Here is a 25,091-nt window from a genome sequence, read left to right on the forward strand (position 1 = left end):
CGCAGCCAGAGCAACCATGGCTTCTGAGGAAGGCACGCCGAGCGAAGACCAGATTGCCGAGGCCGATGCACCTGCCGCTGAGGTTGCTGTGCGGGAACCCGAAGTGGAGACAGCACCAAGCCGGCTTACTAGTGACGGTTACAGCCATGAACAAGTCACCGACCGTGGAACTGTGCCCGGTGAACTAAGTGAACCTGACCTGCTCGACCTCACCGATGAGGATCTGGAAGCGCTCGCCGAGCGGCGTCTAGATCAGCAGCAAGAAACCACGACAAGCCCCTTCACAGTAGACATCGACAGTGCTTTGAAGGATCGTCTGAGCCGTCTGCTCCGTAAGAGCAAGGTGAGCAGTGGTCGGCAACTGACCATCACCGCAATTGTATTCGAGGGTTTGGAAAAGCACCGTAGCGGTTACAGTAAGCTGATCGCGGCATGGCAGGCAGCCCAGACTCCCGTAGACAATGGTAGGCTTTTCAGTCAGCCAGAGCACCGGCGCTGGTCGGGGCGAGCGTTGAGCACTGGGACCGCAACCATCACCATTCGGCCTACAGTTAAACAGCGGGAGCTCATCGAGAGAGCTGTGATCGTGAGCGGCGCTAAATCGAGGAAGGAATTCATCGAGGCCATCCTCGATGACATCCTCCCCAATAGGCCTGGGCGTCCTCGCAAGTATTGATGTGGGAGGTAAGGGCATTCACCTAAGGTTGATGGGTCTTACTGGTTCACGGCAAGGACCCGCTTAACTGAGATGGCCGCGAGCGGAAACATGTAGAATTTGCTTTCCTCTAGGGGCGTGCTTGGTAGTCAATTCGAAGGCCTCGCTTGTGATTGTAAATCCGGTGAGTCTTGACGGTTCCAAGGACGTGGGTGTTCCTTATCAGGGATGGGGAAGTGCCAAGGCCGCCCGACCTTTGCCGGTGGGGCGGCCTCAGCCATGCTTGCACTCTGAGGGCTCCCGCTAGTAGATGATGGCTTTGCCGGGATGCGCCCACTGGGTGGCCTGGTCGAGATCGGCTCTGGTCACCTCGGTGGAGTAGATCAGTGTGGCCAGCACGTCGCGGACCTGGGCGGCGAAGACATCGCTCGGCCGGACGGCGTGCGTGGTCCCGGAGTAGGGGCCGCTCTTCCAGAGCGTGGTGTCGCCCTCGGGCGAAAGCAGAGTAGTCCGGTCGGCGCGACGGCGCCATCAGGCGGCGAACGGGTTCACCGGGCACCTTCGTTCTGTGCGGCGGTCAGGTTCTCGCGCAGGGCGGGGACGGGGTCGGGTTCTCCGCAATTGGGGCAGGTGACGAACGCCCCGTCCGGGGGTTCGATCTGCCCGTGGCAAGCACGGCACCGCACGATCCCCTCGCGTTGCTCCTGCTGGATCTGGAGGATGTCCAGGGCGGGGATGACCAGATCGGCGACGGCGGCGCGGAATCCGGGGTCGCCGCTGGTGTGGGCGCGCAGCAGGTCGCCCGCAGGCCCGGCCTGGTCGGGGTGGACCCCTCCCAGCGAGGCTAGGGCGGGGGAGAGGTCGTCTTCCTCCAACCACGTCCGCATGTCCAGGGGGAAGTGGCCTGCTGTGGTGCGCAGGAACAGCAGCACCGCGAGCAGGTCGTCGGCGGCCGCGCGCTGGTAGGGGTTGACGGGGCGACTGCCCAGGGTGGTGTCCAGGAACTGTGCGGCGCGCCGGTGGTATTCGCCCAGCACCGGCCGGGCGGGCAGTTCGTAGGTGGGCACGGCGAACTCGGCCTGGATGCGTTCCAGGCGTTTGCGGTAGCTGGCCGCGCTGGCCTTGCCGCGCAGGGCGGCGATCTCCTCCCAGGTCATGCCCAGGGCGTGGGCGCTGTGGGCGCACCACAGCTCGGCGTAGCGCGGGGCCTGGGCGGCGTCCTTGATCAGGACCAGGGCGGCGCGGGCCTGCTCGGGGGTGATCGGTGCGACCGCGGGGACGCCGTGGTGGAGTAGGGCGACGTCGGCGGCCAGCCGGGCGGCCGCGAGCGCGGCGAACACGTAGCCCACGCCGTGGGACTGCTCCTCCAGGTCCGGGTAGCGCCCGGTGAGGACGTCGGTGGCCCACACGCTGCCGTCGGGAGCGGACAGAGAGCGGCTCATCGTTCTCCCTCGCCATCATCCTTCATGCGGGCCTGGGCGCGTTCGACGTAGAGCACAGACAGCAGATGGGCCAACTGCTGCTGTCCCTGGCCGGGCTGGACGTGGTGGTGCTCCATCAACTGGATGCTCAGCGCTGCCCCGGCCTTGGTGGCGTCGCCGTCGAACTGCTCCAGCCGGGCCGCGGCCATGTCGGTGTACGTCTCGTTGATGTCGCGGAGCCGCTGGACGTACTGGTCGGCGGTGGCCGACTGACGGGAGGGGTCGTGAGTCATAGGTTTCCTCTGTTCGTGTGAGGGCGACACCGGCGCGGGTGCGGCCCGGCTGGTGCTTGCGTCCAATTCGATTCAGCGCAGGGCCAGGGACAGGTACTGCCGGGTGAGCACGAGGGTGTACACCGCCAGGGCTGCGAAGCAGGCCGCCCAGAACGCGGCCCCTCCCTGCCCGTTCACGGCGCTGTGGATAGCGCTGGCGCTGGCCCCGAACGCGGCGAGAAGGAAAGCGGCCGTGGATGCGGGTTTGACCCATCGCAGGGAGCGGCTCATCGTCCTTCCTCACCCTCGGCGCGGGTCTGGGCCTGCTGGACGTACATCGCGGCCAGCATCTCCACCGCTGCCGCCCCCGGGTCGCCGGGGCCGATCCTCATGTCCTGCATCAGACGCGCTCCCAGGACGGCCCATGCTCGTGCCGGGTCGCCAAGCTCGTCCAACAGGACGGAGGCCGCGGCGATCAGAGTGGCGTTGGTGGTGCGGCTCCGTGTTAGCCGCTGGTCGGCTTCGGACAGGGCGCGTGTCTCGTCGGAGTTGTGCGGCATGGGGTTGTCCTTCCGGGTGTTGGTTCAGCGCTGGAGCAGGGACAGGTACCGCCGGGCGAGCGGGAGAAAGCACAGCGCCAGAACGGCACAGCAGGCCGCTCCGAGGGAGGTCCACCAGGCCTGTTCCAGAGCCGTTCGGAGCGCGCCGTAGCTCCACCCGAGGGCACTGGCAAGGAACAGGAGAGTGACTACGGGCTTGCCCCACCGCAGGGAGCGGCTCATCGTCCCTCCTGGCCCTGGGCGGGGTGCGCGGCGCGCTCGATGAGGAGCACGGCCAGGCAGCGGGCCATCTCCCGGGCGTGGTCGGTGTCCTGGAGGCCGTAGGTGCGCACGAGGTGAAAGCCCAACTCCAGGCTGGCCAGGACGGTGTCGCCGCCGTAGCGGTCCAGCACGCGCCGGGCCTGCTCGATCAGGCGGGCGTTGAGGGCCTAGACGCCGTGCACGTGCGCGTCGAGGTCCGCGCGAGCGCCGGGCCGGTTGAGGATCTCCTGGCGCCGCGCGTCGAAGGTCCGGACGTACTCGGCTTCGACCTCGGCGACCGGGCGGGCGAGCAGGCCGCGGGCGTCCTGCTCGGTGAGGCCGAAGCGGGCTTCGGCGGCCAGGGCGCGGGCGGCCTCGCCGGGGGTGAGGGCGGCGGAGGCGATGCGGGCGCGGAGGTCGCGCAGGAGGTCGATCAGGGGAGGCGCTTCCATGGATTTCCTTCTTCGAAGATCGGCGCAGGGTGGGACGTGGAGGAACATCGTCCGCTGTTCGGACAGTGGAAGCCCGCGTGCGGCGCTAGTTCCTCTACCAAAGACGCTAGCACTGTTGGACGTTCGTGTCCGGGGAACGTGAAAACTTCCATGATAGAAGGTAGCGCATAAGGCCAGTTATGCGCGGGCGGGGGAAACCCCCTCATCCTCGAAACAGGGTGATCCCCCGCATGGGGCATCCGGTGTTCGGCCCCGGCTTTGGCCCTGCGGGGAGGAACCAGGCGATCCAAATGCGGCGTTCGCCTGCGGACACCGGCCTCAGGCGTGTAGCTTCGCCCCCATGAGTACGAAGCCGACCACCTGCACCGTGCCCGTGGAGCCCGCCCCCGGGTCCGCGCACCGGGGTCCGAGCACCGCACAGCCTTCTGCGGGGCGCACCCCCCGCCCGCCGTCGCCGGAAGCGGCCCGCGCCCTGCTGGCGGCCGCCGACGCGCTGGAGGCCACCGGCGGCCGCCCCGCCCCCGACACCACCGACCCCGACCTGACCCGGCTCCTGCGCGGCATCACCCCCGCCGAGGCCGCCGTGGACCGGGCCGCCCTCATGGCCATCGGCGCCGCCCGCAGCCGCGGCTGGTCCTGGCCCCGCATCGGCAAAGCCCTGGGGCTCACCGCCGACGGCGCCCGCGACAAGTTCGACCGCGCCGCGGCCCGCCACCCCGACTACACCGCCCCCCTGCCCCCCACCCTGGGCGCCCACATCTCCCGCGCCGGCGACCTCATCGCCGCCATCGCCGACCCGCCCGGCCCCTACCTCGCCCACGCGGCCGCCCGGCTGCTGGGCGCGGTCCTGCTCACCGCCACCCTGGAGGAGACCCCCCACCTGGTGGGCCACTGGCTCACCGACCCGGCCCTGGCCGCGGTGACCGCGGCCGCGGCCCGCCACCCCAAGAACGACGGGGCCCACAAGGCCCTGACCGAGTTCGCCGGGGTGCGGCCCGGCACCCGCGCCGACCTGCTGGACATCCTGCGCGAGGCCGTCCACGACAGCTCCTGGGCGCTTCCCCCGGGCGGCGCCGACGCCCCGGCGACCGGGATGATCCGCCTCCACCCCGACGGCGCACTGCTCGCCGTCTCGGCCGCGCCGACCGCGCCCCTGGCCGTGGACACTGACTCCGACCAGGCCCCCGACGGCCCCGCGCCCGAGGACACCCGGTCTATGGTCGACGCCCTGCGGTTCCACGACCGACCCCGGGGCGCCGGCGCCGATGTGGCCGCGGCCGTGGCCCACGCCGGATGGCCGGCCGACTGCGCGGCGCCGGCGGCCGCGCTCGTGGACGCGGTGCAGCTGCTCGCGCTGCACCTGCCCGACGACGACGGCGCCCCGGGCCGCGCCCTGGTGGAGGCCGTCGTCAACGAGGACGGTCCGGCCCTGGTCCGTGCGGTCGGGGCGCTGCGGGACCTCGACGCCCCCGCCCGTGCCGCGCTCCTGGGCGAGGACGGCCAGCGGGCCCTGGACGCGCTGACCGCGGCGGTGCCCACCACGCCCGGCCCCGGAGCCGCACCGGACGATCCGGACCAGGTCCGCGAGTCGGCGGCCGCGCTGGTGGAGCTGTCCGCGTACGGCAGGGCCCTGTCCGAGGGCGGGCTCAACACCCCGGCGGCCGCCGCGCTGGCGGTGCCGATGGGCCGCTTCGCCACCGCCGCGCACTTGGCCGCACGCCACCAGCGCGACGGCGTGCTGCGCCACGCCCTGGCGGCCGTCGAACCCGCCCTGACCAGCAAGGCCCCGGACCAGATGCGGACGCTGCTGTACGCCCTGCCGCACCTGGACGCACACGGGCTCCCGGAGTGGGGGGAACTGGCGCTGGCGATCCAGACCCACGCCCCGCACCTGGAGGCAGGGGTCAATGTGTCCGTGCTGGCCGCCGACGCCGGCCTGCCCGAGGACGTGGCCCGCCACCTGGGCGGCCTCATCCGGACCGCCCGGATCGGGCTGCTTGCCGCCTACGCTCCCGGGCACGCCCCCGTGGCGGCCGCACCGGCCTTCCACGCCCTGCTCTGCGCCCTGGACGCGGCCCTGGCCGATGAGCTGCCCGAGGCCCTGGACCAGGTGGCGGCCCTGGAGGAGATCGACCTGCCCGCCGACGACCCCGGTGCGCTCACCCTGGCGTGGGAGACGCTGGCGGCGGCCTGGAAACGCTGGCGCGCCGACAACCCCGGCCCCGTCCCGGGGGAGCTGGGGTTGGATCTGGGGGACCTGGGCGATCCGGAGCAGACATGGCAGGACGCCGCAGCCCGGACACTGCCCTCGGCGCCAGAGCTGGCCGCCGCGGTGGCGCGGCTGCTGACCGTGGCCGCCCCGCTCCTGGGCGGGTCGAAGCTGGGCGCGGGCAAGGCCCACCAGGCGCTCGACCACCTGCGTGCGGTGGCGGTGGCGGGCAACCGCGCCACCATCGGCACGGCACTGGAGGGCGTGCTCGCCCTCAACCCCTCCCGCGCCCCGCTCACGGAGCACCCGCGCCTGGCCGATGCGCTGCGCGGCCTGCGTTCCGCCTACGACGATTAGTGAGGACACACGATGCTGCGCCATGCGCTATGGGAGACCTGGAAACTCGTGCTCACCGTGACGGCGATCGCGGCCGGTCTGGCAGCGTTCGTCACCCTGATCTGGTTGGTGATCACCGATCCCGATCGTGCCGATGCGTGGGTCTGGGGCCTGGCCGTCGTGGCGATGGTGGGCGACCTGGTGGCGGCCGTGCGCACGAACCCCCGCCGAGCGCGCAGCCCCCGCCTGGCCGGGCTGGTGTGGCTCGCATCCGCGATCACCGGCGTGCTGTTGATCCTGCTCGCCTCTGGGGCAGGCGGCGTGGCGGTCATCGGCTACGTCGTGGCGACGAACGTCCTCTTGACCCTGCCCGACGCCGCCGGGCTGTGGCCGGGACAGGACGACCGCGAACTCTCCGCGCCGCAATGACCACCGACGGGCATCCCAACACCCGGCCGACCTCTACGGGCCGCAGACCGAACGACCTCACCAACCGGGCCCGCGCGGCGGGCGGCAAAGTCGTCCTGCTGGGCACCACGCTGACCTACGGCAACCACCTGCACACCACCACCAACGATGGGAACAACCGATGATCCGCAGCAACCGCTTGAACACCCTGGTCCGCGACGCCGCCGAGCACGGCGCCCTGTTCGGCGACGGCGTCGGGATCGGCTCGGGCACCGTGGACGAGGAAGCCGCCGCGGCGGTGCGGTCCTACCTCGCCGCCGCGACGGGCGTCGACGCCGGGCAACCCGGCGACCCGGCCGCCGCCTACTACGTCGCCGCCCCGGCGGCGGCGGAACTGCCCGCGGGGCTGGACCTGTCCGGCCTGCCCCCGGCCGAGGCCGCCGTGGCGCTGGCGCGGGCCGTGGCCGACGGAGCCCGCCGCGCCCAACAGGACGCCGAGGCTGTGGAGCGGGCGGCCAGGGCCATGGTCGCTGAGCACTCCAGCTGATTCGCACCACCCGCGCACGCATGACTGAGAACCTGGCCGGGGCAGCGGGCGCCTGCTCGCCGCCCCGGCCAGGCCCACCCCGACGAAAGAGAACGCTGTGTACGACCCCCGCAACGAAGCCCGCGGCCCCTACCTGGTGCAGGTGCCCCACCGCGACGACACCGCCCCCGAGGAATGGCTCGTAGTCCCCACCGTCGACCTCCAGTGCGTGGGACGCACCACCGCCCGGCGCCGGTGCCGCAACCGCGCGATGGACAGCCGCGCCGACCGCATCAACGGCGGCCTGTCCCTGCACTGGTCCACACGGGGGATGGTGTACGTGTACGAGATGTTCGGCAGCGCGGACGCGGTACGGGCCTGGCGTGAACAGCGCTGCCCCGTCCACGACACCCCGGAGGCCGTGGACGAGTGCGCGGTGGACTGGCGCCCCTACGACCCCGAGCGCGACGCCGCGTTCTTCACCATGGACATCCCGCCCCTGCCGCGCCTGCCTGAGCCGGGCCAGGACTGGAGCGAGGTGCCCGACTGGATCAGGAACCTGTGGCACATCGGCCACTACCAGCGCGAGTACCACGGGATGCCCACGGGCGCCTCCTACCTCCCCGGGCAGGGGTGGACCGCGTGACAGCGACGACCCCAGCACAGGACCATGCGCCCGCGGACGCGGCTGCGGCCGCGCTCGCGGCCGTGACCCGGCGGGTGGAACCGCTGTGCCGCTCGTGCTCGCGCAAACCCCGGGTGCGCGCGAACGGCACCGCGACCAAACACCCCACCCGCGGGGAGCCGTGCCCGGGGAGCGGGAGGGCCTTGTTCCTGGCCTCCTCCTGCGGCTGCGGTCAGGACGACCTCATCGGCGCCTGGACCTCCCCGGCGGGGCGCCCCTACCGGCGCGCGCCGGTCTCGGCGGCGGTGTGCTCGCGCGCCGACCACCAGGTGGCGGTCCACCAATGTGTCCACGGCCGGGCCGGGGTCGCTCCCGACGAGATCGGGTTCACCCCCACACCGGAGACGGAGAAGAGGGCACCCTGGCTGGATGAGGGTGCCGCCCACGCCCGTCAGGCGCTGGTGGCCACGCTCGCCGGCCCCGCCTCGATCCCGCCCGAGGATGGGGAGCGCTACAGCTACGCCCAAGCGCTGGTCCTGGAACAGGGGCGGGCGTGGGCGCCGGTGCCGCTCGGCGCGGACCTGGAGTCCCATCGGGGGGTCGTGAGGCGGTGCTACGCCAACGCCGCCCGCATGGTCGCGGCCGTTCCGGGGCTGGTGTACGTGGAGGGTTACGCCACGCCGTCCCCGCACAGGGCCTGGGCGATACCGCACGCCTGGGTCGGGCGCCTCTCGGACGGGGCGGCACTGGAACCGACCTGGCCCGAGCCGGGGACGGCGTACTACGGCGTTGCCTTGACCTCGGAGTTCGTGCGCTCCTACCCGCGGGTGCCCGGCACGGACGCGGTCATGGTGGAGGCGCTGCCCAGGGCGCTGCGCCGCCAGGGCCTGCCGCACGACGCGGTAGCGCGGTAGGCGCTCTCGACGCAGAATGGACATCATGAGCACAGACAAGTCCCCCCGGCCCGTGAACTCTCGGCGTCCGGGCCCGCGGTCAGTGGCGCTGCTGTATTCCGCGAGCGACTTCCCCGAGCTGGACACGGCGTACACCGCGGCGACGGCAGCCGCGGAGGACTATCTCCGGGGCACCGGCGGCGACAGGCTCCCGCACACGCACCGCGCGCTGAGCGACGACTGATGAGGCGGTGGTGGGTGCAGACCAGCGCCGACGTCGGGATGGGCACAGCGCTGGTGGCGGGCCTGGCCCTCATGGGCGCCCCGTGGGGGTCCGTGGTGCTCCTCGCGGCGGGCGTGAGCGCGCTCGTGGCCCGCCGGGCCTGGCGCTCGCGGCCTCTCGTCCCGGCCGCCCGGCAGTAGCCCGGTAGCGGCCTCCTGAACGCACAACGGCCCGGAACCCACCAGGGGTTCCGGGCCGTGTTGCGTGCGAGGTGGTCAGCCGGGCCGGGCCTGAGCCCGCCCGTCTCGGCCAGGTCCACGCGCTACGCTCGGGAGCCCTCGCCTTCTTCTGGCTCCGGCGTTGGCCGATACCCTTCCACGACCTCCCAATGGCCAGGGTTGAGGGTGCGTGCGACGTGCGCCAGTTCCCGGACGGTGTTTCGTGCGAACTCGCCCTTGAACAGGTAGGTGGGGCTGCTCCCGCCCATGGTCAGGGAGGGGTAGCTACGGCCGCTGAGCTGTCGCATGAGCGCATACCAGGCCCCCAAGGGCCCCTCCAAGGACCCTGGGACACGTTCCTCGCCGTCACCGACCACCAGAGTCAGGAAGTACCCTCCACGTTCGGCGTGGTAAGCCTCGATCTCCTCGGGGGTGTGGGTGTTGAACATGCCCAGCTCGTCCATGGCGTCGGCTACCGCCTTCTGCTCCTCCGGGGAGGAGTCGTGGGGAGCTTCCTCCCCCGGCTGCCACCGCGGCGGCTGGGCTTGGGCGATGGCCTCTCGGCCGCGGCCGCCGTCAAGCCCGTCGTCGTTGAGGAACAGGTCCAAGACGGCGGCTTCATCGAACAGCGTCTGTTCGGCGAGGTGCTCGGCGTAGACCTCCCGGTCCACCGGCCCCACCGCCAAGTCCTGGACGGGGCGCCACATCGGCCCGTTCTCGGTCAACTCGACTGCGGAGAGCACCCCCACCCGCTCGCGGACCACACGCAACGCCGAGAGCACACCCCGGGCCGGGTGGGCATCGCGGACCGTGGTGTAGGAGGCACCTTCCAGGTGCTCCCATGCCTGGTCGAACTCCACAGTCCAGTGGACCATGTGCGTGACCAGGGCGAGGACCTGTGCCGGTGCCGCCGCCATGACGGCGAATCCAGCGGTCATCCGGGCGTGCTGGTAGGAGCCGTATGCGAGAAGGAAGCGGCCCTCAGGGGTGGACGCGTCGGGGGCTGGCGTGGTCATAGGCGGCTCCATTCACAGTGGATGGTTCCGCATTGTCGCAGATCAACCCGCTTGCACAGAAGGGTCTGGATCTTGAGAACGTCCCGTAACCCGGCGCTGACTGTCCGGGCTTGTCGGAAGCGGCGTGGCAGGCGCGCATGCTCCCCAAGGCGGCCCCAACGGCGTGTTCCCGCCGCCCTTGAACAACTGAGGCGGAGCCACACCGACCTGGGCACTCTGCACGATGAGGCCTGGCAGGTGGTGGCGGTCGCGTTCGCGACGGTCGGCACATCGGTCAGCCTGGAGCCTGCCTAGCGCGTTCGTGTCCTGCGCAGTCGCTGTCGCCGTTGGTTGCGGCAGCATCGACAACCTCATTTTGAGAAAGTTCCGGGTCGGTGTGGAGTCGTCGGATCATGCGTTCGACGAAACTTTCAACGTTCAGCCCGGACGTATTTCCAGAGAAGGATTTGACATCTTCGAGAAGGCGCTTTTCTGGGTCCAACCTCAGATCTCTCATTCTGCTAGTACCTCTTCAGGAAGAACGAGTGCCGGCGTGGGCATCTTGCAAGCCTCCGATCTCATGAAGTCGAGCTTTTCGTCCGCGCTATTAATCGTGTAGTCCTCAAAGTAGACCATGTGAACGTTTTTTTTTGGGTCTTCGAACGCTGAACCCACACGTGCACGGGGCCTCCCTGGAGTCCCAGGGAGACCCGCTGTGTTGCACCCTACGGTAGGTGTGAGCGTGCTCGTGGCTCGCCGGGCCGGGCGCTCAGGGCACCGCATCCCGTCCGCAGCCCGGCCGAGGACTCGAGGAACATGGCACAGCCCGGAACCTTCCGAAGGTTCCGGGCCGTCGCGGAGGAGTTGGTCAGCGGGGCGTGGCCTGGAGTCCCGGCGTCTGGATCATGTCGGTGCCGGGCTCGGCCCTTCTCGCCATGCAGTTAGCGGGCCGGGATTTCCTCGTACACGTCGTAGAAGGGTTCGGCGTCCTCATCCTGGTTCTCGAGGTAGGCCTGCAACAGGTCCAGGTCCTTGATCGGGGGATCCTCGCTATCCCAGCGGTCACGCAAATCGCTGGACAGGCTGCGCGCTGCGGCTTCCCAGGTGGCATACAGCTCTACCTCGTCCCGCTCGGCCGTTATGACCTTGACGATGACCACCGCCTCGGGTTCGCGTGTTTGGCCCAGCAGCTGAGCAAGAACCGTGAGCCAGGAAGGCGTGAGTCGTTTACGGCGCATGGTGGGGTGCACTCCTCGTGCTCGTCCGGGTGACGGTGGCCCCGAACCTGGCGTTGAGGTCGGGGCCTTGGCCTGTCAGGAGGCGGGGACCGTCTTGTGGACGGTCCCCGCTCCGGCGTCAGGGGGTACGGACCCCGCGCACAACCTGGGCCACCACATCGGCGACCTCGGCGATGAGCGCGGAGGTGACCGGCCCGGTGCCGTCGTGGAGCGTGGTGCAGCCCCGTTCGTCGTTGTACTCCACCACCAGGTCGGGGGCCTCGGCCGTCAGCATGCCGATGTGCTCGTCCGTGGTGCTGATGCTGATATCCCCGTGGGAGGTGTACAGGAGGATGTGCTCGGGGGCACGCCCCATGCCGTTGTCGATCTGGGTGGCTTGCTGCCCGCGCTGGGCCAGCGCGTCCAGCATCTCCAGCCCGAAGGGCAACCCCTCGCGGGCGAACAGGTCGCGGGGCTCGCCGAGGACCTCCAGCCACGCCACCGCACCGGCCAGCAGGCGCACCAGCGACCGGGGAGCGCGCGTAGGGCGCTTCCCGCCCCCCAGGGCGGAGAAGCCGGACACCAGGCGCCGGACGCGGCCCCTGTCCTGAATCGTTTGCCCGGCCAGGCAGGTGGTGAAGTCGGTCAGGCGCGGGAGTGCGTCCGTGGCGGGCGCGGGCCGCTGCGCGGCGAGCGCCAGAGCCTGGGGCCACAGCTTGGCGTGGGCGGCGGCGCGGGTGGTGCCGAGGTTGCGGGCCGCCGCGTCCAGCACGTGGACGGTCGCCGAGCGCAGCCCCACGAGGCTGATGTCGGTCCTGGGACCCCAGTCCAGGGTGTTCAGCGCCATGAGGTCCATCGCTTCCGGGGGGACTGGCCGGGTGGGTCGGCGGCTGGCGGCCTCGGCGGCCACGGCCCGGGCCAGGTGTGAAGCGTCGGTCTGAGCGTTGCGGTCGGCTGATGCGTAGATGAGGTAGTAGCGGGAGGGGTCGTCCCGGTAGACGAGCTGGGCGCAGAACCCCCGGTGCTCGCTCAGCGGGTAGTCGATCCGCTCGGACATGGTGTCGGTGATCTGGATCCAGACCCCCGGCAGATCGATGAAGTAGCAGTCTCCTTCGGAGGAGAGCCGGGCGGACAGGCCGAAGTCGGTGTCCTCGGCGGCTTCGGCGAGGGCGGACAGCACCAGCGGCCCGGTGGTGGCGTCGGGGTCGGTGCCTGCGGGGGCCTCGTTGGCGTCCTCGCATGCGTGGCAGGAGTTCGTGAGCCGGTATCCGTCCTGGTGGCCGCACGGGGTGCGTGAGGCCAGTTCGTGGCCGGGGCCCTGAATCCAGTACCCCGGGCAGGTCCGCAGGTCCTGAGGGGTGGGCGCGCTGATCTCCTCCAGCGGGTAGGCGTCCATACCCCAGTCCCAGGCGGGCCGGTGCGTGGCCCGGTGGGCGGGGTGATCGCTGGGCAGTTCCCAGCGGCCCCCCTGGGTGAGGTAGACCCCAGCGGGGGTGTGGCGGGCCAGGACGGTGTCCACCAGAGCGGTGGCGTCGGCGTCGTCGGGCAGGCGCCCGTCGTGGCCGATGCGCTCGGCCATGGCATTCAACACGGCGACCGTGTTATCGCTGGTCATCGGGTGTCCCGTCTTCTTGGGTCGGGGGGTGAGGGTCGGCATGCTCGGTCCCCCGACAGGCGGAGTCGATACCCGCAACTCTGGTATCGCAGGTATCAGTTTCTCAGAAGGACCCCATACCCGCAACTCTAGAATCAAGGGTATTGCCTGGAGCTGTGGCCACCCCGCCCGCCCCTGGTCCGCACGTCCCGGCGCCGGGGCGGCGCCGCGCAGGGGCTTCCGTGCTCACTGGCAACTTGGGGTGGGTTCGTCAACTCGCTGTGGTCACTCCAGATCCGCAAGTCTCGGGCGGTGCGTGGTCGAGGACAGAGAAGACGCTCGCGCGCCGGGGCCACCGACGGCGCTCCCGTTCCCAGCGCGCACCCAAATACCCTTGATTCTGGAGTTGCGGGTATCCACCATCCATGGCAGGCTTATACCTGCGATACCAGAGTTGCGGGTATCGACTCCGCCTGTCGGGGGACCGAGCATGCCGACCCTCACCCCCCGACCCAAGAAGACGGGACACCCGATGACCAGTACTGATGCCACCTTCACCCCCGCCATGGGCTACATACGCGGCCTGGGGTGGTTCGGCGGGTACGTCGACGCCACTACTGTCTGCTCTCCGGAGGAGATGGACGTGCACCTCCCGCAGCAGGAGTTGGAGGACTCCCTGCTGCACACCGACTTCCATGAGGCGGTGCGCTTCTCCGCCGCCCTGTGGCGGGACCAGACCCAGAGCCCGTTCGCCGACTCCCTCCTGCCCCTGTGGGGCGAGGACGGGTGTCTGCACCTGGTCGACACGCGCACTCCCGAGGTGACCGAACTGCGGGGCCGCGACGACCACACCAGCCCCGATGCCCCGGAGCGCGCGTTCGCCCTGGGCGCGTTCGGTCCCTTCGTCGGGCTGCGGTGGGAGGCGCTGGTGCGCTGCCCGGCCGGGACGGCCGTGGGCGTGCTGGACGAGCAGGTGGAGCACCGCATCCTGACCAAGGGCCACCGGTCCACGGACTGGGAGTACGTCCAGCACACCGACCTGGGGGACCGGTCCCGGGCGCTGCGCACCGCCTACAACCTCAGCGGCCAGACTCCGCCGCTCACGCGGTCCTACCGTGTACTGCGCGAGGAGACCACGCTGATGCGCGCGTCGGTGGACCTGCGGGCGCGGGTGGATGAGGAGGCGCCGCCCGGCCGGGGCCCCGAGCCCTGGCAGGAGGAGGGCGTGTACCAGGTGCAGGCGCGCCACGGCCTGGCCCGCCCTGCCCCCGAAGGCTCCCGGGAGCACAGGTGGTCCTTCACCGCCTACCCCGACTTCGACGCCGCGCACGCCGCGCACGCCCGGGATGAAACCGGGCAGGCCCACCTGGCCTACCAGGTGCGGCGCAGCACGTGGACCAGTACCGAGATCGGCGTGTGAACACAGCGGCGTCGCCCCCATGCGGGGGCGGCGCCGCCTGCCGGGTCCGCCCAGTTTGCCGACCGGCGGCCCCGGCCCCAGCCCCGCCCAAGAAGCGGGGCCGACACCATCATCGCAAACTCAGGAGCGTGACCATGATCCAGATCAAACTGGGCCCGCGCCGGCCCGTGGATCCCGACCAGGACCCCCTGCACCGCGAGCACGTCGGGTGGGCGCCCGACCTGGACGATGACCAGGTCTATGAGGCCGGACGCGGCTGCTGGGTCTTGGGTGCGAAAGCCGACGGGCAGGACTACGCCCTGATCAGCGCCGAGGGCCTGGTGCGCCTGGCCGTGCAGATCGAGCGCCTGGTGCCGGCCGGGGAGGGGCGCCGGGCCATCCAGGGGCGGATCCTGCCCGCGGAGCATCCGGTGGCCGCGGAGCACGTGGGCCTTCCCGAGCCCGTTCCCGGCGCGCGCAACCCCATCGCCTACGTCGACTCGCCGCGGTACTGCCGGTGCGGGTGCGGACAGGTACTGACCTCTCCCTGGCACGTTCCCACGGACGGCTACCGGCCCGGCCACGACCGCCGGGCGTTGGTGGCGCTGGCCTATGCCCACGGCGGCATGGCCCAGTTCCTTGACCAGACCGCCCAGCGCGACGCCTGGGAGGGGGCCTACGCGCGCGCGGGGGAGCTGCTGGGCGCGGCCGCCGACCCGCAGCCGGGGGCGGGTCTGTGGGCGCGGCACTGCCTGGCCGCGCTGCTCTACGCCGCCCGCGGTGAGCTGGACACCGTCGGCGCCTGGGGTGAGAGCGACGCCGCGGCCGCGGCCTTGGACGCGCTCGGCGACCAGGACGACGCGCTCGCCGACCAGGCACGGGCCTGGCTGCTGCTGTACTCCAGGGCTGAGCACGCCCCGGATGCGATCACCGCGGCGGTGGAGTCGGTGCGCGGCGCGGCCGCGGCCCACTCCGCGGGCACCGGCCGCGCGGGTGGGAAGCAGGCGGGTCGTTGACGGCCCCCGCACCGGACCCTGTCGGCCCGTCGGCCGGGGAGTTGGCGGGCGCCGACCCGGTCCTGATTGACGCGATTACCCAGTTCGCCGACCCGCCGGAGCCGGGGGAGCGGTACGGCTCGGCGCAGGCCCTGGTCCTGGACCAGGGGCGGGCGTGGACGCCGACCCCGCTCGACGCCGACCTGGAGGACTACCGGGGCGAACCGGGGCACTGCTACCTGTTCGCCGCGCGGATGGCCGACGCCGTGCCGGGGCTGGTGTACGTGGAGGGCTACGCCATTCCGTTCCCGGGCTGCACCTGGGCGGTGCCGCACGCCTGGGTCGGGCGGCTGTCGGACGGGGCGGCGCTGGATCCGACCTGGTCCCGGCCGGGCCCGGCGTATTTCGGGGTTCCGCTCACGGCCGCCTATCGGCGAGCGGCGCCGCGGGCGCTGTCGGGCACGCTGTCCCTGCTGGTGGACATGCTCCCGCGCTCGGTGTGCGCAGACGGGCTCCCGCCGGGGGCCGTGGCCACCGGCGCCGATCAGGCCGCGTGAGCGCGCCTTCATGCTCCTCTGCCGGTTTCCTGTACCAACGCGCCGCTTCCGGCGCAGAATGGATGCCATGACCGACACACCCCAGCCCCCCATCACGCTCGTCGGCGTGCAACGGGGCGGCCTCGACAAGACCTCCGCGACCATGGACCTCAGCGCGATCATCCCCACCACGGACGACCCCGACCAGCCGTGCCCCACCCTGATCGACACCGGACCGGTGGCGGCCGAGCACCACGACCCGGTGGCGCGGGAGGTGGCCGGGAACTACGACTGGGTGGTGCTCGATTCGCCCCCGTCCATGCTCGACCCCTTGCCGATCGAGGGCTGATGTCCCGACGGTGGTGGGTGCAGACCGGCGCTGACGTCGGGATGGGCGCGTCGCTGGTGGCGGGTCTGGCCCTCATGGGCGCCCTGTGGGGACCCGTGGCGCTCCTCGCGGCGGGCGTGAGCGCGCTCGTGGCCCGCCGGGCCTGGCGCTCGCGGCCTCGACCCGGCCGCCCGGCAGCGGCCCGGTAGCGGCCCCAGGACAACGTGACACGGCCCGGAACCCCTGGCGGGTTCCGGGCCGCCGTTGCACGCGAGGTGGTCAGGCGGGCGGGGCCTGAGCCCGCCCGCCTCGACCATGTCCACGCTGGCCTCGACCATGCTCACCACCGCGGCGTGGCGCTCCTCGGTGTCCAGCCCGACCAGCTCGGCGACGCCGTCCAGCGGCAGGTTCGCGGCCGCGCTCCGGGGCCCTTCCGGGGGCGCGAACTCGTATGCGATGTAGGCGCTGGCGCCCATGTCGATGATCTTGGTGACCCGTGGTCCTTCTCCCACGTCGTGTCGCTGTCCTGGGGGTTCGGCTCACCGTCGGCGCCGGGAATGCGCTCTTCCCGAGTCATGGATGTGGCCGCACCGCCGTCCGGGGACTGTCGGCGGGCGCCAGTATCGTGCCAGGCGACGGGTTGTGCGCCCGCTTGGCGGCCCCGCGTCCGGGGCCGAGGATCGAAACGCATTGCCCCTTTTCGAAGGGTTCCCTGTCGACTGCTCGCATGGGGGTTTCAATGGCGCTCACACCCGACCACCAGGCGCTGCGCGCCGATCACCGGGCGCTGACCCGCCGCGGTGTGCCCGAGGAGCACGCCACACAGCTGCTGCGGGTGGTCGCCGAGTACCCGCGCACCTACGTCCGGTCCACCGACCGCCTGTCCCGGGACTCTTGGGCGCGGTTGCTGGCCGCTCTGGTCCAAGGGCGCACGGTCGCCGAGGCCGCTGCGGCCGCGGGCGTCTCCCTGCCCTGGCTCAAGGCGCTGCGCCGCCGCGACCGGGCCCTGGAACAGCAGGTGGTGGAGGCAGCTGCGCTCGGCGGGACTCGCCTGCGCGGTACGGCGCGGCTGGAGTGCCCGGGGCAGCACTGCGGGTCCACGACCGGCTACGACTACGGGTGCGCCCGGCCGCGCTGCCGGGAGGTCAAGGTGACCGAGGTGGTGCAGGCACGCCACCGCGAGTCCTGACACGGCGCGCACCTGGGGGCGCACCACCAGCACCAAGGCTACGGGGCGTCCGCCAGCGTGCACCCGCACGCGGCAGCCACGCCACCCGCTCAACCTTGCCCCTGCGTGGGGTCGTGGAAGACGATGTCGACGCCGCGGACGCGCACGATGCTGAACTCGCCGTAGGGGCTCAGCATGTCCTCGATGTCCGCAGGCCACAGATGCGGGCAGGCGGGTGAGTGCGCGACCTCACGCAGATGCTCCAGCAACCCAAAGTGCAACCGGGGCGCGAACACGTCCCACCCTCCCTCGCGGCGCCGTGCCACGCGCAGGTCACCGCGGTCCACGAGGGGGTGCGCTCCGGTCAACGCCTCCACCACCAGCTCCAGTGCGCTCAGCTCGTCGGCGCGCGCGGTCATCCGCCACGGCGGTCGATGGGGGGCGTGCTCAGAAGACCAGGGGCGTGGCGACTGCGAGGGCAGGGGATTGTGCCGAAGGAGGAGTTGGCTGTCGTGTTCGGCGTGCAACCGCACCCAGGGGGTGTCACCGGCGTGGACGTGGGTGCGGGTGCGCAGCGGCGCGGGCAGAGCGATCGGTGAGCGTGCATCGGTCAGCAGCTCGGCGAGTTCCAGGGCGGTGGGGCGGCTGCCCCATTCCAGGTTGAGCAGGCGGGCCCCGGAGGAGTTGCGGGGGACGGGGTTGGGCCACACGTTGTAGAAGGGCCAGCAGCGGGGGATGGGGGCGCCGTGCAGCAGCCGCAGGCGGCGCAGCAGCGCGGAGGACATCCGAGCGCTCTCGGCGGCTCCGGATCCGGGCTCGGACTCCGCTTGGAAGAGGAGCTCTTCCTCTTCCAAGGGCAGCATCTCGTGCGGACGGGTCGCCCAGGGCGCCACTGTTCCGGCGGGCAGGCCGGTGAGCATCCAGGACCGCGTCCGGTGCCACTGTGTGCTGGTGAGGGGGATGCGGATGCGCCCGGCCAGGCGCAGGTGCTCCAGGACCAGGTGGCCGCGGTGGTGGTGCGCCCGGATTCCGGGGATGCCGTCCAGGTCTTGATCGGGGACGGCGCGGGGCAGGGTCTCGTTGAGTACCGCGCTCAGGTGCGGTCGGGCGATCTCGATGACGATGTCGGTGACACCAGGCGTGCACCGGCGGATCGCGAACGGCGGGTCGGTGGGGTGGGACACCACGGGCAGGCGGTTGAGGTTGGCCAGGAACAGGCTCTCCAGCCGGGCCTGGCCGTCGCTGGCCTCAGGGATGGGCGGTAGGTGCGGGGGCAGCGCTCTGAGGGCCTTGGCGGCGGTCTGGCGGCCTTCGCCGGTGGCGGTGGTGCGCAGCTTGGTCAGTGCCGTGGTCCGGGACATGGTCGCTCCAGCGCCCCGGCTGCGCGTGAAGGTCAGGTCCGGTCGGACTCGTCGCTGAACAAGGAGTGAGGGGCGGCGGTTCCGCCGGTTCGGGCTCGCGCCCCGCGCGCCGGGTGCTGTGGGGGAGCCGCGGCGCCCTCGAACACCGTAGCCAGATCTTCACACACTGCGAAGCGCCTGGGCAACTCTGACCGGTGTGTCAGCCAACAGGACCAGGGTGCTGGTCGACGCCGTTCCGGGGCGGTGCCAGGGGGTGGGTTGATCGCGGCCTGGGCCTTTCAGCACCCGTCGCGGCACAGGTGAACGCCCGAGCCCGCGGTGTCGACCACGCGGCGCTCGCCCAGCGCCTGCTCCAGGTCCACGGTGTGTTCCAGGAAATCATCCGGCTCCTGGCCGCACCACCGATCGTGCTGGGAGATGCGGACCCACAGGCTGACCGTGTCGCCCTCCTCCGAGACGCGCACCGTGGGGTCGGCGGTGCAGCGCCCGGCCTCGATGTAGTCCACCAGGCCCGTGTCGGTGGGGGCGTAGTCGTGGATGCGTCCTTCGATGGTGGACATGGTGGTGAGGATGTGCTCCTCCGGTGAGGGCTCCGCAGAGGGCTCCTCGGTCGCGGAAGCTTCGGCCTGCTCGCTCGTGGAGAGGGCGGGCTGCCACCACTGCGCCCACAGCACCAGGCAGAAGACGATCAGCGCGACCGCGCCCGCCCGGTGCAGGGAGAACCACAGGTCGCTGGGGTAGTTCGCCTCCGGGTCTCGGTACTGCCACGCGCGCAGGGTCCAGGCCACCTGGGGGCGCACCACCAGCACCAGGGCCATGAGCATCATCAACACCAGCAGCAGATGCATGGGGGGTCACGAAGGGGTCCTTTCCGGCAGGGGTGGGGATCGGGGACCAGTGTGCCTGCCCACCGGACTGGTGGGCGACCGCCCTCGTCCGCAGCGAGCAACAGCACGGCTGCGCCCCTGGGTACAGGCGGCAACGCGCGGCCGGGTGGCGGCTGGAGCGCTGTGCGGGCATCGCTGGCCGTCATAGGCCGCTGACATAATGTCGCCCATGTCTATGCCTTCTCCTCCCCCCTCTCCCGTCCAGGCCCCGCGGGGGCGTCGCTTGCGCGGCGGGTACATCGCGAGCCTGGCGTGTTTGGCCGTCACGCTGGTGGTCCTGGCGGTCCTGCTCGCGGTGGGGCCCGAGGTGCGCCAGCCCGCGCCGGACTTCATCACCGACCCCCGCAGCGACCATGCCCAGTTCGAGCTGGAACTGGGGGAGGAACACGTAGGTGAGATCGGCGTGTTCGGCCGCTTCGGAGGCGCCTGCACAACCATCACCCCCTCGGGGCAGGCGGGAGACTTCCAGACCCGGGGTGCCAGCCGCTACACCTACGGCCCTGAGGAATGGAGCTTGGTCCAGATCCTGCACACCCCTGAGGCGGGCACCTACGAGATCACCTGCACCAGCCCCCGGGGCGAGATCGGTATCGCCTCCATGGACGTGGTGAACAACGCCCCGACCCGGCAGATGGTGTGGGGCCTGACCTGGGTGACGCTGCCCGCCCTGGGGCTGGTGGCCACCATCGTCCTGGCCGTGGCCACACGGGTGCGCGACCGGCGGGAGAGGATTGCCGGGCGGCGCTGATCGTCTGCGAACCGTTCTTGGGGCCTGCTGGAAAGCGGGCCCCTTCGCTTTCTCGGCCCTGGGGCGGTGGCCGTCCTTGCCTGGATCAGAACACGCGGACGTGGTGGGTCACCAGTGCGCGAACAACTCCTCCAGGGTCTCGGGCATGAGCTCGTGCCGCACCTTCAGGGCCGCGGCGGTGAGCTGCTGCGTCCACAGGTGCCCCATCTCGGGGTGGTCGCCGTCGCTGCGGCCCAGGAGCGCGCCGCCGATGGTGCCCAGCGCCGCCTCGTCCAGGTCAGTGAAGGCCTCCAGCACCTCGGTGGCCAGGGATCGGGCCGCCGGGCGCGACCCCTCCAGGGCGCGTTGCATCAACGGCCGCAGGAACTGGGCGACGTCGTGCTGGGGGTGGCGCATACTGATCGCCACCCACGCCTCGGGGTGTGAGCGGCGGTTCAGCATGAGCAGCAGGGACAGCATGGTGCGCACTTGGGGGTGCAGATCGGTCATGGCTCCTACCTACCGTGCCCGCCCCCGGGGGGAGAGGCGATGGCCGCATCCGGTCACCTGCCACGCTCTGGACCGCGGTGCGGACACCTGCCGGGGCGCCCGCACGGCCCGCACCGAACGTCTCCAGCAGGTTGGGGTCGGCCCCGGCCCGGCAGGCGGCCGCGCTCATCCTCGGCGACGGGAGCGGTTGGGGTGTTCCGGCTCGCCGCGGTCGCCGTCTCACCTAGGTCCGCACGATCACCACGTCGTGGCCGGTGGGAGTGAGCGCGGAGCCCGCCCAAGCCCCTGTTCCTGGGCGTTGGCCGAAGGAGTCGTCCAAGGTGACCAGGTGTTCGGCCACCTCAGAGGTGGCGTGCACGGACACGCGAAGACGGTGGTCGGGGTTGACCCCCTGGTCGTGAGGCTGGTGGACCCAGATCTCCTCGGCGCCGGCCTGCGTCATCTCATAAACCCAGGGGGCAAGCGTCTCCACAAGGTCGGCCTGCTCTGCGGTGGCGCCGTGTCCGACGTGGTCCGCCGACGTGGGCTGGGCGGAGACGAACACGCCAACGCCGCCCCAGGCGGCGTGTGCCCAGGGCGGGGAGCCGGAACGGCGCACGACATCGGCGCTCATCCTCGCGGCCAGCCGCTTCACCGCGACCTGCTGGCGAGATGCGGCCACGGCTTCCTCCGGGGCCAGCATCAAACGCCAGCTCTGCCGGGGCGCGTACATCACCATCATCGGCGGCAGAGGGGCGGCGGCCCGCAAGAGGTCGGCGGCCGCACTCAACTCGGTGGCCACAAGGTCGCTGGTGACGGTGGTGCTGGTGGTGGTGGAGTGGTTGCGCATCCGGGCATGATCGCACGCGCGCACGCACACCTCGCGGGGTGGGACTCAAGCGGAGGCGGCGCACTGGGAGGCGCGGCGTAGCAGTGCCACGTCCACCCGCCCGGCGCGGTCCTTCAGGGTCGCGATACCACCCTGTAGGATCTCGCCGCTCCTGGCATAGAGCAGTGCCTTGAGCTGAGGTTTCTCTGGTTGTCTCACGCCTTCAGCGGAGGGTTCTGTCTCACGGTCGTGTCGTTTCCTCAGGTGCCGCCAGCTCACGCGTTGTTCGGCGAGGTCGAGCCAGCGCTCCATGTTCGCCGGGGGTGAAGTGTCTGATAGCCCAGTCTCAGATCCGTGGCCAAGTGGCTAACTGGTGGCCATCGTTCATGAGATTTGGCCACGCGATTTGAGACGCTACAACCCTGTAGGATCTCACGCCCCCTGCCCTTCGGCCGGGTTCGTGACCTGCGGTTTCCCCTCTTGTCTCACAGATGGACAGTGAGGCTGTGTCTCACAGTCGGCGTTGCTTCCCAGGGCATGCCCGGAACTTTTCTGCCGCGAACTTTGCTGTCTCGCGAGCTACGTCGTATGCGACATCCATACGACATCGGACGTGAGATTGCGACACGGATCGTGAGACCCTACAAACCCGCCCGGCCCGGTCAGTTGGTGGACCCCACCGAAAGGTGACGGCCCAAGTAGCCCACCACGACCGCCAGGTCGGCGGGGTGGCGCAGGAAGTGCAACCTCGGACAGATCCCGTAGTCGACATCGAGTTTGATGTGCGCGAACATCGGCGCCTGCCCGGTCGGGTCGACGTCGGTGGGGACAGGGAACACACGCTGGGCGGCCAAGCGCTCGCTGTTGCGCACCGTGTCGGACTCGGTGAAACCGACCCGGCGGGGCGGGATGACGCGGTATCCGTCCGGTGCCTGGGCGAGGTAGTTGTGCAGACCCGCGCTGTTGGTTGGGCGGTCCTGCCGGTAACGGCACCAGTCCTCCAACGCCTCCAGGGCCTCCCACGCCCGCCCCACCCACAAGGCTTCCTTGCTCCGGTCCAGGGCCAGGTCGTGCACGGGCCCCTCGTCCAGGGTGAACATCAGGTGCGGCAGGTCGGGGCCACGCGTGATGCGCTCCAGCAGTTCCTCCACCCGCCGCGGCGGACCGCCGGAGGCGATCAGGGGCGGTGCGGGGGTGGTGGCCAGCAAGTGCAGCCCTTCGTTGGCGGCCTGCGCGCGCAGCCAGGCCACTTCGGCCTCAGCACGTCGGGCTCGCTCGGCCTGCCGGTCGCGGTCGACGGCCAAGTCGATGTTGTCCTGGTCGAGTTCGCGAGCCTGCGCGGTGGCGCGGGTTGCCTGGTCAGCGAGGCGAGCCACCTCCTCACGCAGCCGCTCGACCTGCCCTGTCAGGCGGATGCGCTCGCGTTCGCCGGACAGGTCCGGATCCTCCTCCAGGGGCCGGCAGGTAGGACCAGGGGCGGGTGGTGTGGTCGTGGTGTGCACCCGGACCGTGTCCGGCGGGTGGGCGTCCACGGCGGCGGTGCGGTCGTCAAGGCCGGCGAGGACCTTCGCCACAGGCTCGGGCGGCGCCGCGGCCTGGGCGCAGGCGGTAACGGCGGCCTGCACCTGTTCGACGACGTCAGGGGCGGAAGGGTCGTGCTCGCTGGCGCGCACGAACGGGGGCGGAGTCAGCACATGGACACGTCCCGGGCGCAGGTCGATCCCCGCAGGCAGTAACGGCACGATCTCCTCCCGCGCGGGCCCGTCCAGGATGTACACCGACGCCATCCCCCGCAGTAAGGGAACCAGCCCCTCGGGGAGCGACCGCGGCCCGCTCCGGAGGGCATCGGCGGCCGGGGCCACCACCAGGGGCAGCAGCCGCCCGGGGTCGGTGAGGGCCTCGGCGACCCCGGCAACCTGGGGCGGGTGCTGGACGCGCACGGCACTTGACGGCAGCCGGGCGGATCCGTCTGCGGCCTGGAGTGCCTCCATCAGGACGCGCAGAACCTGGGGTGGGAGGAGCACGTCGTCGGGGCCGGGCGGGGCGTGTTCGAGGGTGGTGTGCACCCACGCCCCGTCGCCGGGAGTATCGACCACGGACAGGGCGGTGACCCACTGGCCGTCGTCGCGGTCGGTGAGCACCGCCACCTGTATCGCCCGGGTGCCGTCGGGTTCGCTGTGGGGCACGACCACGGCGCGCGAGCGGGCGCTGAGCCGGTACCGTCCCGCCTTGTCCAGGTGCGGGACCGCGCCGGGACGGTTGCGGTTGACCCACCCGAGCAGCACCGGGCCCGCTGTCTCCACCACCGGGCTGGTGGTGAGACACCGCCACAGGGACCGGTAGCGGGCCACGGCGGGCGGGGCGGGGTTCACTCGGTGCTCCTCACGGCAGGGGGCGTGGCACTCCAGCATGGCCGATCAGCCCCCAGATCGGGAGAAGATGTTCTTTCCCTGCCGTGCTACGGCCCCTACGGCGGTCGGCTGGACCAGGGCTAGGATGCCGGGGCCGTGCCGCTCAGCGGCCCCCTTTCACTCCGGCGTGGTGTCGTCCTGTTCGGTGGTGTCGTTGGTGATGTACGCCTGGGGCCCTTCGTCGCCGGGGGCGAAGCCGTGGATGAACTCCCAGTCCGGGTTCGCCGGCCCGCCTCCATCGGTCTGGGGCGCCAGCAGTCGCAGCAGCGTCTCCATCGTGCCCATCGTGCGGTTGGCCTGAGGACCGCCCACCACCAGCACGATCCGGTCCTTGCCGTACCCGATGTAGAACGGTGGCGGGGCGGAGGTGAACATCGACAGCAGCGCCTTGTAGGAGTAGAACTCCCGGGGCGGCGCCTCCTCGTCGAACTCACCGTGCACGACGGTCAGATGCCGGTAGCCCAGGGCCTGCTGTTCGACCTCGACCAGGTCGGGGTGCTCCTCCACCATGCGTCTGGTTTGCTCGACCGCCTTGCGGTTCTCCTCGCGCTCGGCCGGGAGCAGCATCCGGATGAGCTTCTCGGCCCGGCCGGTCATCACCTCGGGGGTGTGCAGGAACAGCTCGGCCACGACCCGGGCGGTCTCGCTCAGAGCGCGCCCCTGGAGGTGTTCGGTGTAGGCCAGGACCACGGTGGGGTCGGCCACCTCGGGCAGGTGCTCCACGGGGCGCCACCGGACGACCTCCAACGGGTCGGTGACCTCGGCCTCGGACACGTGCAACGCCGCCATCCACCCCCAGGCGGTGCGGGTGGCGGCCAGCGCGGACAGCACCGGCCCGGTCTCGGAGGCATCGCGCGTGGTGCGGTAGTCGTCCCCGGCCAGCTCCTGCCAGGCCGTGTCCAGCTCCAGCACCCATCCCAGCTCGCTGGGAAGAGAGCCGAGTACCGCGATGAGGTCGCCCTGCTGCATCGCCTGGTAGGAAGCCAGGGTCGCCATGTACCAGGCGCGGTAAGCGGACAGGAAGCGCACGTCGAGGCTGTTGGGGTTCTCGAAGTCGAGGGTGTCGTTCTCCATCGGGGCATCATCGCAATCACAGGTGACGAAAACCAGCCCTGAC

At 71.2% G+C, this 25,091-nt stretch carries 33 protein-coding genes; 15 read left to right on the plus strand and 18 right to left on the minus strand.

Annotation, left to right across the window (positions count from 1 at the left end; translation table 11 throughout):
- Positions 1-676 (plus strand): hypothetical protein (locus ACSIH6_RS10255; RefSeq protein ID WP_435108004.1); only part of this gene is annotated, 676 nt, incomplete at its 5' end.
- Positions 677-1,203: 527 nt separating this feature from the next.
- Here ACSIH6_RS10255 and ACSIH6_RS10260 read toward each other — a convergent pair.
- From ACSIH6_RS10260 to ACSIH6_RS10290, 7 genes are all read right to left on the minus strand, one after another.
- Positions 1,204-2,097: a hypothetical protein gene (locus ACSIH6_RS10260; protein ID WP_435108005.1), complete on the minus strand. Its 894-nt coding sequence runs from the start codon at positions 2,095-2,097 to the stop codon at positions 1,204-1,206.
- A complete protein-coding gene (locus ACSIH6_RS10265; protein ID WP_435108006.1) occupies positions 2,094-2,369 on the minus strand; it encodes a hypothetical protein in 276 nt (91 codons plus the stop codon). Before ACSIH6_RS10265 ends, ACSIH6_RS10260 begins: the two co-directional genes overlap by 4 nt.
- 72 nt (positions 2,370-2,441) lie before the next feature.
- Entirely contained in the window at positions 2,442-2,639 is a 198-nt protein-coding gene (locus ACSIH6_RS10270; protein WP_435108007.1) for a hypothetical protein, read from the minus strand.
- Positions 2,636-2,908, minus strand: coding sequence for a hypothetical protein (locus ACSIH6_RS10275; protein WP_435108008.1), 273 nt, complete (start codon positions 2,906-2,908; stop codon positions 2,636-2,638). The genes ACSIH6_RS10270 and ACSIH6_RS10275 overlap by 4 nt, the downstream gene beginning before the upstream one ends.
- A 24-nt stretch (positions 2,909-2,932) precedes the next feature.
- Positions 2,933-3,130, minus strand: coding sequence for a hypothetical protein (locus ACSIH6_RS10280; protein ID WP_435108009.1), 198 nt, complete (start codon positions 3,128-3,130; stop codon positions 2,933-2,935).
- The gene (locus ACSIH6_RS10285; protein WP_435108010.1) at positions 3,127-3,300 is read right to left on the minus strand and encodes a hypothetical protein; all 174 of its coding nucleotides are present in this window, start codon (positions 3,298-3,300) and stop codon (positions 3,127-3,129) included. The genes ACSIH6_RS10280 and ACSIH6_RS10285 overlap by 4 nt, the downstream gene beginning before the upstream one ends.
- 36 nt (positions 3,301-3,336) lie before the next feature.
- Positions 3,337-3,600, minus strand: coding sequence for a hypothetical protein (locus ACSIH6_RS10290; RefSeq protein ID WP_435108011.1), 264 nt, complete (start codon positions 3,598-3,600; stop codon positions 3,337-3,339).
- A 340-nt stretch (positions 3,601-3,940) separates the two neighbouring features.
- On the opposite strand from ACSIH6_RS10290, the gene ACSIH6_RS10295 reads away from it, so the two are divergent.
- The 8 genes from ACSIH6_RS10295 (at position 3,941) to ACSIH6_RS10330 (ending at position 9,020) form a co-directional block, all read left to right on the plus strand.
- Positions 3,941-6,166 (plus strand): hypothetical protein, encoded by a 2,226-nt coding sequence (locus ACSIH6_RS10295; protein ID WP_435108012.1) that lies wholly within the window; start codon positions 3,941-3,943, stop codon positions 6,164-6,166.
- A gap of 12 nt (positions 6,167-6,178) precedes the next feature.
- Positions 6,179-6,574, plus strand: coding sequence for a hypothetical protein (locus ACSIH6_RS10300; RefSeq protein WP_435108013.1), 396 nt, complete (start codon positions 6,179-6,181; stop codon positions 6,572-6,574).
- On the plus strand, positions 6,571-6,738 hold the full coding sequence (locus tag ACSIH6_RS10305) for a hypothetical protein (RefSeq protein WP_435108014.1): 168 nt from the start codon (positions 6,571-6,573) through the stop codon (positions 6,736-6,738). The genes ACSIH6_RS10300 and ACSIH6_RS10305 overlap by 4 nt, the downstream gene beginning before the upstream one ends.
- The gene (locus ACSIH6_RS10310) at positions 6,735-7,100 is read left to right on the plus strand and encodes a hypothetical protein (protein WP_435108015.1); all 366 of its coding nucleotides are present in this window, start codon (positions 6,735-6,737) and stop codon (positions 7,098-7,100) included. The genes ACSIH6_RS10305 and ACSIH6_RS10310 overlap by 4 nt, the downstream gene beginning before the upstream one ends.
- Positions 7,101-7,197: 97 nt before the next feature.
- Entirely contained in the window at positions 7,198-7,725 is a 528-nt protein-coding gene (locus ACSIH6_RS10315; RefSeq protein ID WP_435108016.1) for a hypothetical protein, read from the plus strand.
- The gene (locus ACSIH6_RS10320) at positions 7,722-8,618 is read left to right on the plus strand and encodes a hypothetical protein (protein ID WP_435108017.1); all 897 of its coding nucleotides are present in this window, start codon (positions 7,722-7,724) and stop codon (positions 8,616-8,618) included. The genes ACSIH6_RS10315 and ACSIH6_RS10320 overlap by 4 nt, the downstream gene beginning before the upstream one ends.
- Positions 8,619-8,643: 25 nt before the next feature.
- Complete coding sequence (locus ACSIH6_RS10325) at positions 8,644-8,841, plus strand: hypothetical protein (RefSeq protein WP_435108018.1); 198 nt, start codon at positions 8,644-8,646, stop codon at positions 8,839-8,841.
- Positions 8,841-9,020, plus strand: a complete 180-nt coding sequence (locus tag ACSIH6_RS10330) for a hypothetical protein (protein ID WP_435108019.1) — start codon at positions 8,841-8,843, stop codon at positions 9,018-9,020. The genes ACSIH6_RS10325 and ACSIH6_RS10330 overlap by 1 nt, the downstream gene beginning before the upstream one ends.
- 122 nt (positions 9,021-9,142) lie before the next feature.
- On the opposite strand, the gene ACSIH6_RS10335 is transcribed toward ACSIH6_RS10330, so the two are convergent.
- The 3 genes from ACSIH6_RS10335 to ACSIH6_RS10345 all read right to left on the minus strand — a co-directional run bounded on the left by ACSIH6_RS10335 (position 9,143) and on the right by ACSIH6_RS10345 (position 12,865).
- A complete protein-coding gene (locus tag ACSIH6_RS10335) occupies positions 9,143-10,054 on the minus strand; it encodes a hypothetical protein (RefSeq protein WP_435108020.1) in 912 nt (303 codons plus the stop codon).
- Between the two features lie 920 nt (positions 10,055-10,974).
- Positions 10,975-11,271 carry a hypothetical protein gene (locus tag ACSIH6_RS10340; RefSeq protein WP_435108021.1) on the minus strand — a complete coding sequence of 99 codons (297 nt, stop codon included), beginning with the start codon at positions 11,269-11,271 and terminating at the stop codon, positions 10,975-10,977.
- A 118-nt stretch (positions 11,272-11,389) separates the two neighbouring features.
- Positions 11,390-12,865 (minus strand): hypothetical protein, encoded by a 1,476-nt coding sequence (locus ACSIH6_RS10345; protein ID WP_435108022.1) that lies wholly within the window; start codon positions 12,863-12,865, stop codon positions 11,390-11,392.
- A 511-nt stretch (positions 12,866-13,376) separates the two neighbouring features.
- On the opposite strand from ACSIH6_RS10345, the gene ACSIH6_RS10350 reads away from it, so the two are divergent.
- The 4 genes from ACSIH6_RS10350 (at position 13,377) to ACSIH6_RS10365 (ending at position 16,123) form a co-directional block, all read left to right on the plus strand.
- Positions 13,377-14,264, plus strand: coding sequence for a hypothetical protein (locus ACSIH6_RS10350; RefSeq protein WP_435108023.1), 888 nt, complete (start codon positions 13,377-13,379; stop codon positions 14,262-14,264).
- A 134-nt stretch (positions 14,265-14,398) separates the two neighbouring features.
- Complete coding sequence (locus tag ACSIH6_RS10355) at positions 14,399-15,259, plus strand: hypothetical protein (RefSeq protein ID WP_435108024.1); 861 nt, start codon at positions 14,399-14,401, stop codon at positions 15,257-15,259.
- On the plus strand, positions 15,256-15,795 hold the full coding sequence (locus ACSIH6_RS10360) for a hypothetical protein (protein ID WP_435108025.1): 540 nt from the start codon (positions 15,256-15,258) through the stop codon (positions 15,793-15,795). Before ACSIH6_RS10355 ends, ACSIH6_RS10360 begins: the two co-directional genes overlap by 4 nt.
- Positions 15,796-15,862: 67 nt before the next feature.
- Complete coding sequence (locus tag ACSIH6_RS10365) at positions 15,863-16,123, plus strand: hypothetical protein (protein ID WP_435108026.1); 261 nt, start codon at positions 15,863-15,865, stop codon at positions 16,121-16,123.
- Here ACSIH6_RS10365 and ACSIH6_RS10370 read toward each other — a convergent pair.
- Positions 16,060-16,614 (minus strand): hypothetical protein, encoded by a 555-nt coding sequence (locus ACSIH6_RS10370; RefSeq protein ID WP_435108027.1) that lies wholly within the window; start codon positions 16,612-16,614, stop codon positions 16,060-16,062. The two genes, ACSIH6_RS10365 and ACSIH6_RS10370, sit on opposite strands and share 64 nt — an antisense overlap.
- 227 nt (positions 16,615-16,841) lie before the next feature.
- On the opposite strand from ACSIH6_RS10370, the gene ACSIH6_RS10375 reads away from it, so the two are divergent.
- Positions 16,842-17,291: a hypothetical protein gene (locus tag ACSIH6_RS10375; protein ID WP_435108028.1), complete on the plus strand. Its 450-nt coding sequence runs from the start codon at positions 16,842-16,844 to the stop codon at positions 17,289-17,291.
- A gap of 89 nt (positions 17,292-17,380) precedes the next feature.
- Here ACSIH6_RS10375 and ACSIH6_RS10380 read toward each other — a convergent pair whose 3' ends face one another.
- Both ACSIH6_RS10380 and ACSIH6_RS10385 read right to left on the minus strand, forming a co-directional pair.
- Complete coding sequence (locus tag ACSIH6_RS10380; RefSeq protein WP_435108029.1) at positions 17,381-18,631, minus strand: hypothetical protein; 1,251 nt, start codon at positions 18,629-18,631, stop codon at positions 17,381-17,383.
- Between the two features lie 278 nt (positions 18,632-18,909).
- Positions 18,910-19,479, minus strand: coding sequence for a DUF6199 family natural product biosynthesis protein (locus tag ACSIH6_RS10385; protein WP_435108030.1), 570 nt, complete (start codon positions 19,477-19,479; stop codon positions 18,910-18,912).
- Positions 19,480-19,774: 295 nt separating this feature from the next.
- Here ACSIH6_RS10385 and ACSIH6_RS10390 point away from each other — a divergent pair, with 295 nt between their 5' ends.
- Positions 19,775-20,266 (plus strand): hypothetical protein, encoded by a 492-nt coding sequence (locus ACSIH6_RS10390; RefSeq protein WP_435108031.1) that lies wholly within the window; start codon positions 19,775-19,777, stop codon positions 20,264-20,266.
- 108 nt (positions 20,267-20,374) lie between these two features.
- On the opposite strand, the gene ACSIH6_RS10395 is transcribed toward ACSIH6_RS10390, so the two are convergent.
- The 5 genes from ACSIH6_RS10395 to ACSIH6_RS10415 all read right to left on the minus strand — a co-directional run bounded on the left by ACSIH6_RS10395 (position 20,375) and on the right by ACSIH6_RS10415 (position 25,048).
- A complete protein-coding gene (locus ACSIH6_RS10395) occupies positions 20,375-20,755 on the minus strand; it encodes a hypothetical protein (protein ID WP_435108032.1) in 381 nt (126 codons plus the stop codon).
- 223 nt (positions 20,756-20,978) lie between these two features.
- Positions 20,979-21,584, minus strand: a complete 606-nt coding sequence (locus tag ACSIH6_RS10400) for a hypothetical protein (protein ID WP_435108033.1) — start codon at positions 21,582-21,584, stop codon at positions 20,979-20,981.
- Positions 21,585-21,629: 45 nt separating this feature from the next.
- Entirely contained in the window at positions 21,630-21,782 is a 153-nt protein-coding gene (locus ACSIH6_RS10405) for a hypothetical protein (RefSeq protein ID WP_435108034.1), read from the minus strand.
- A gap of 443 nt (positions 21,783-22,225) precedes the next feature.
- Positions 22,226-23,935, minus strand: a complete 1,710-nt coding sequence (locus ACSIH6_RS10410) for a hypothetical protein (protein WP_435108035.1) — start codon at positions 23,933-23,935, stop codon at positions 22,226-22,228.
- A gap of 156 nt (positions 23,936-24,091) precedes the next feature.
- Positions 24,092-25,048, minus strand: a complete 957-nt coding sequence (locus ACSIH6_RS10415) for a hypothetical protein (protein ID WP_435108036.1) — start codon at positions 25,046-25,048, stop codon at positions 24,092-24,094.
- Between the last annotated feature and the right edge of the window lie 43 nt (positions 25,049-25,091).

The organism is Nocardiopsis synnemataformans, assembly GCF_965343085.1.
Taxonomy (GTDB): Bacteria; Actinomycetota; Actinomycetes; order Streptosporangiales; family Streptosporangiaceae; genus Nocardiopsis; species Nocardiopsis alborubida.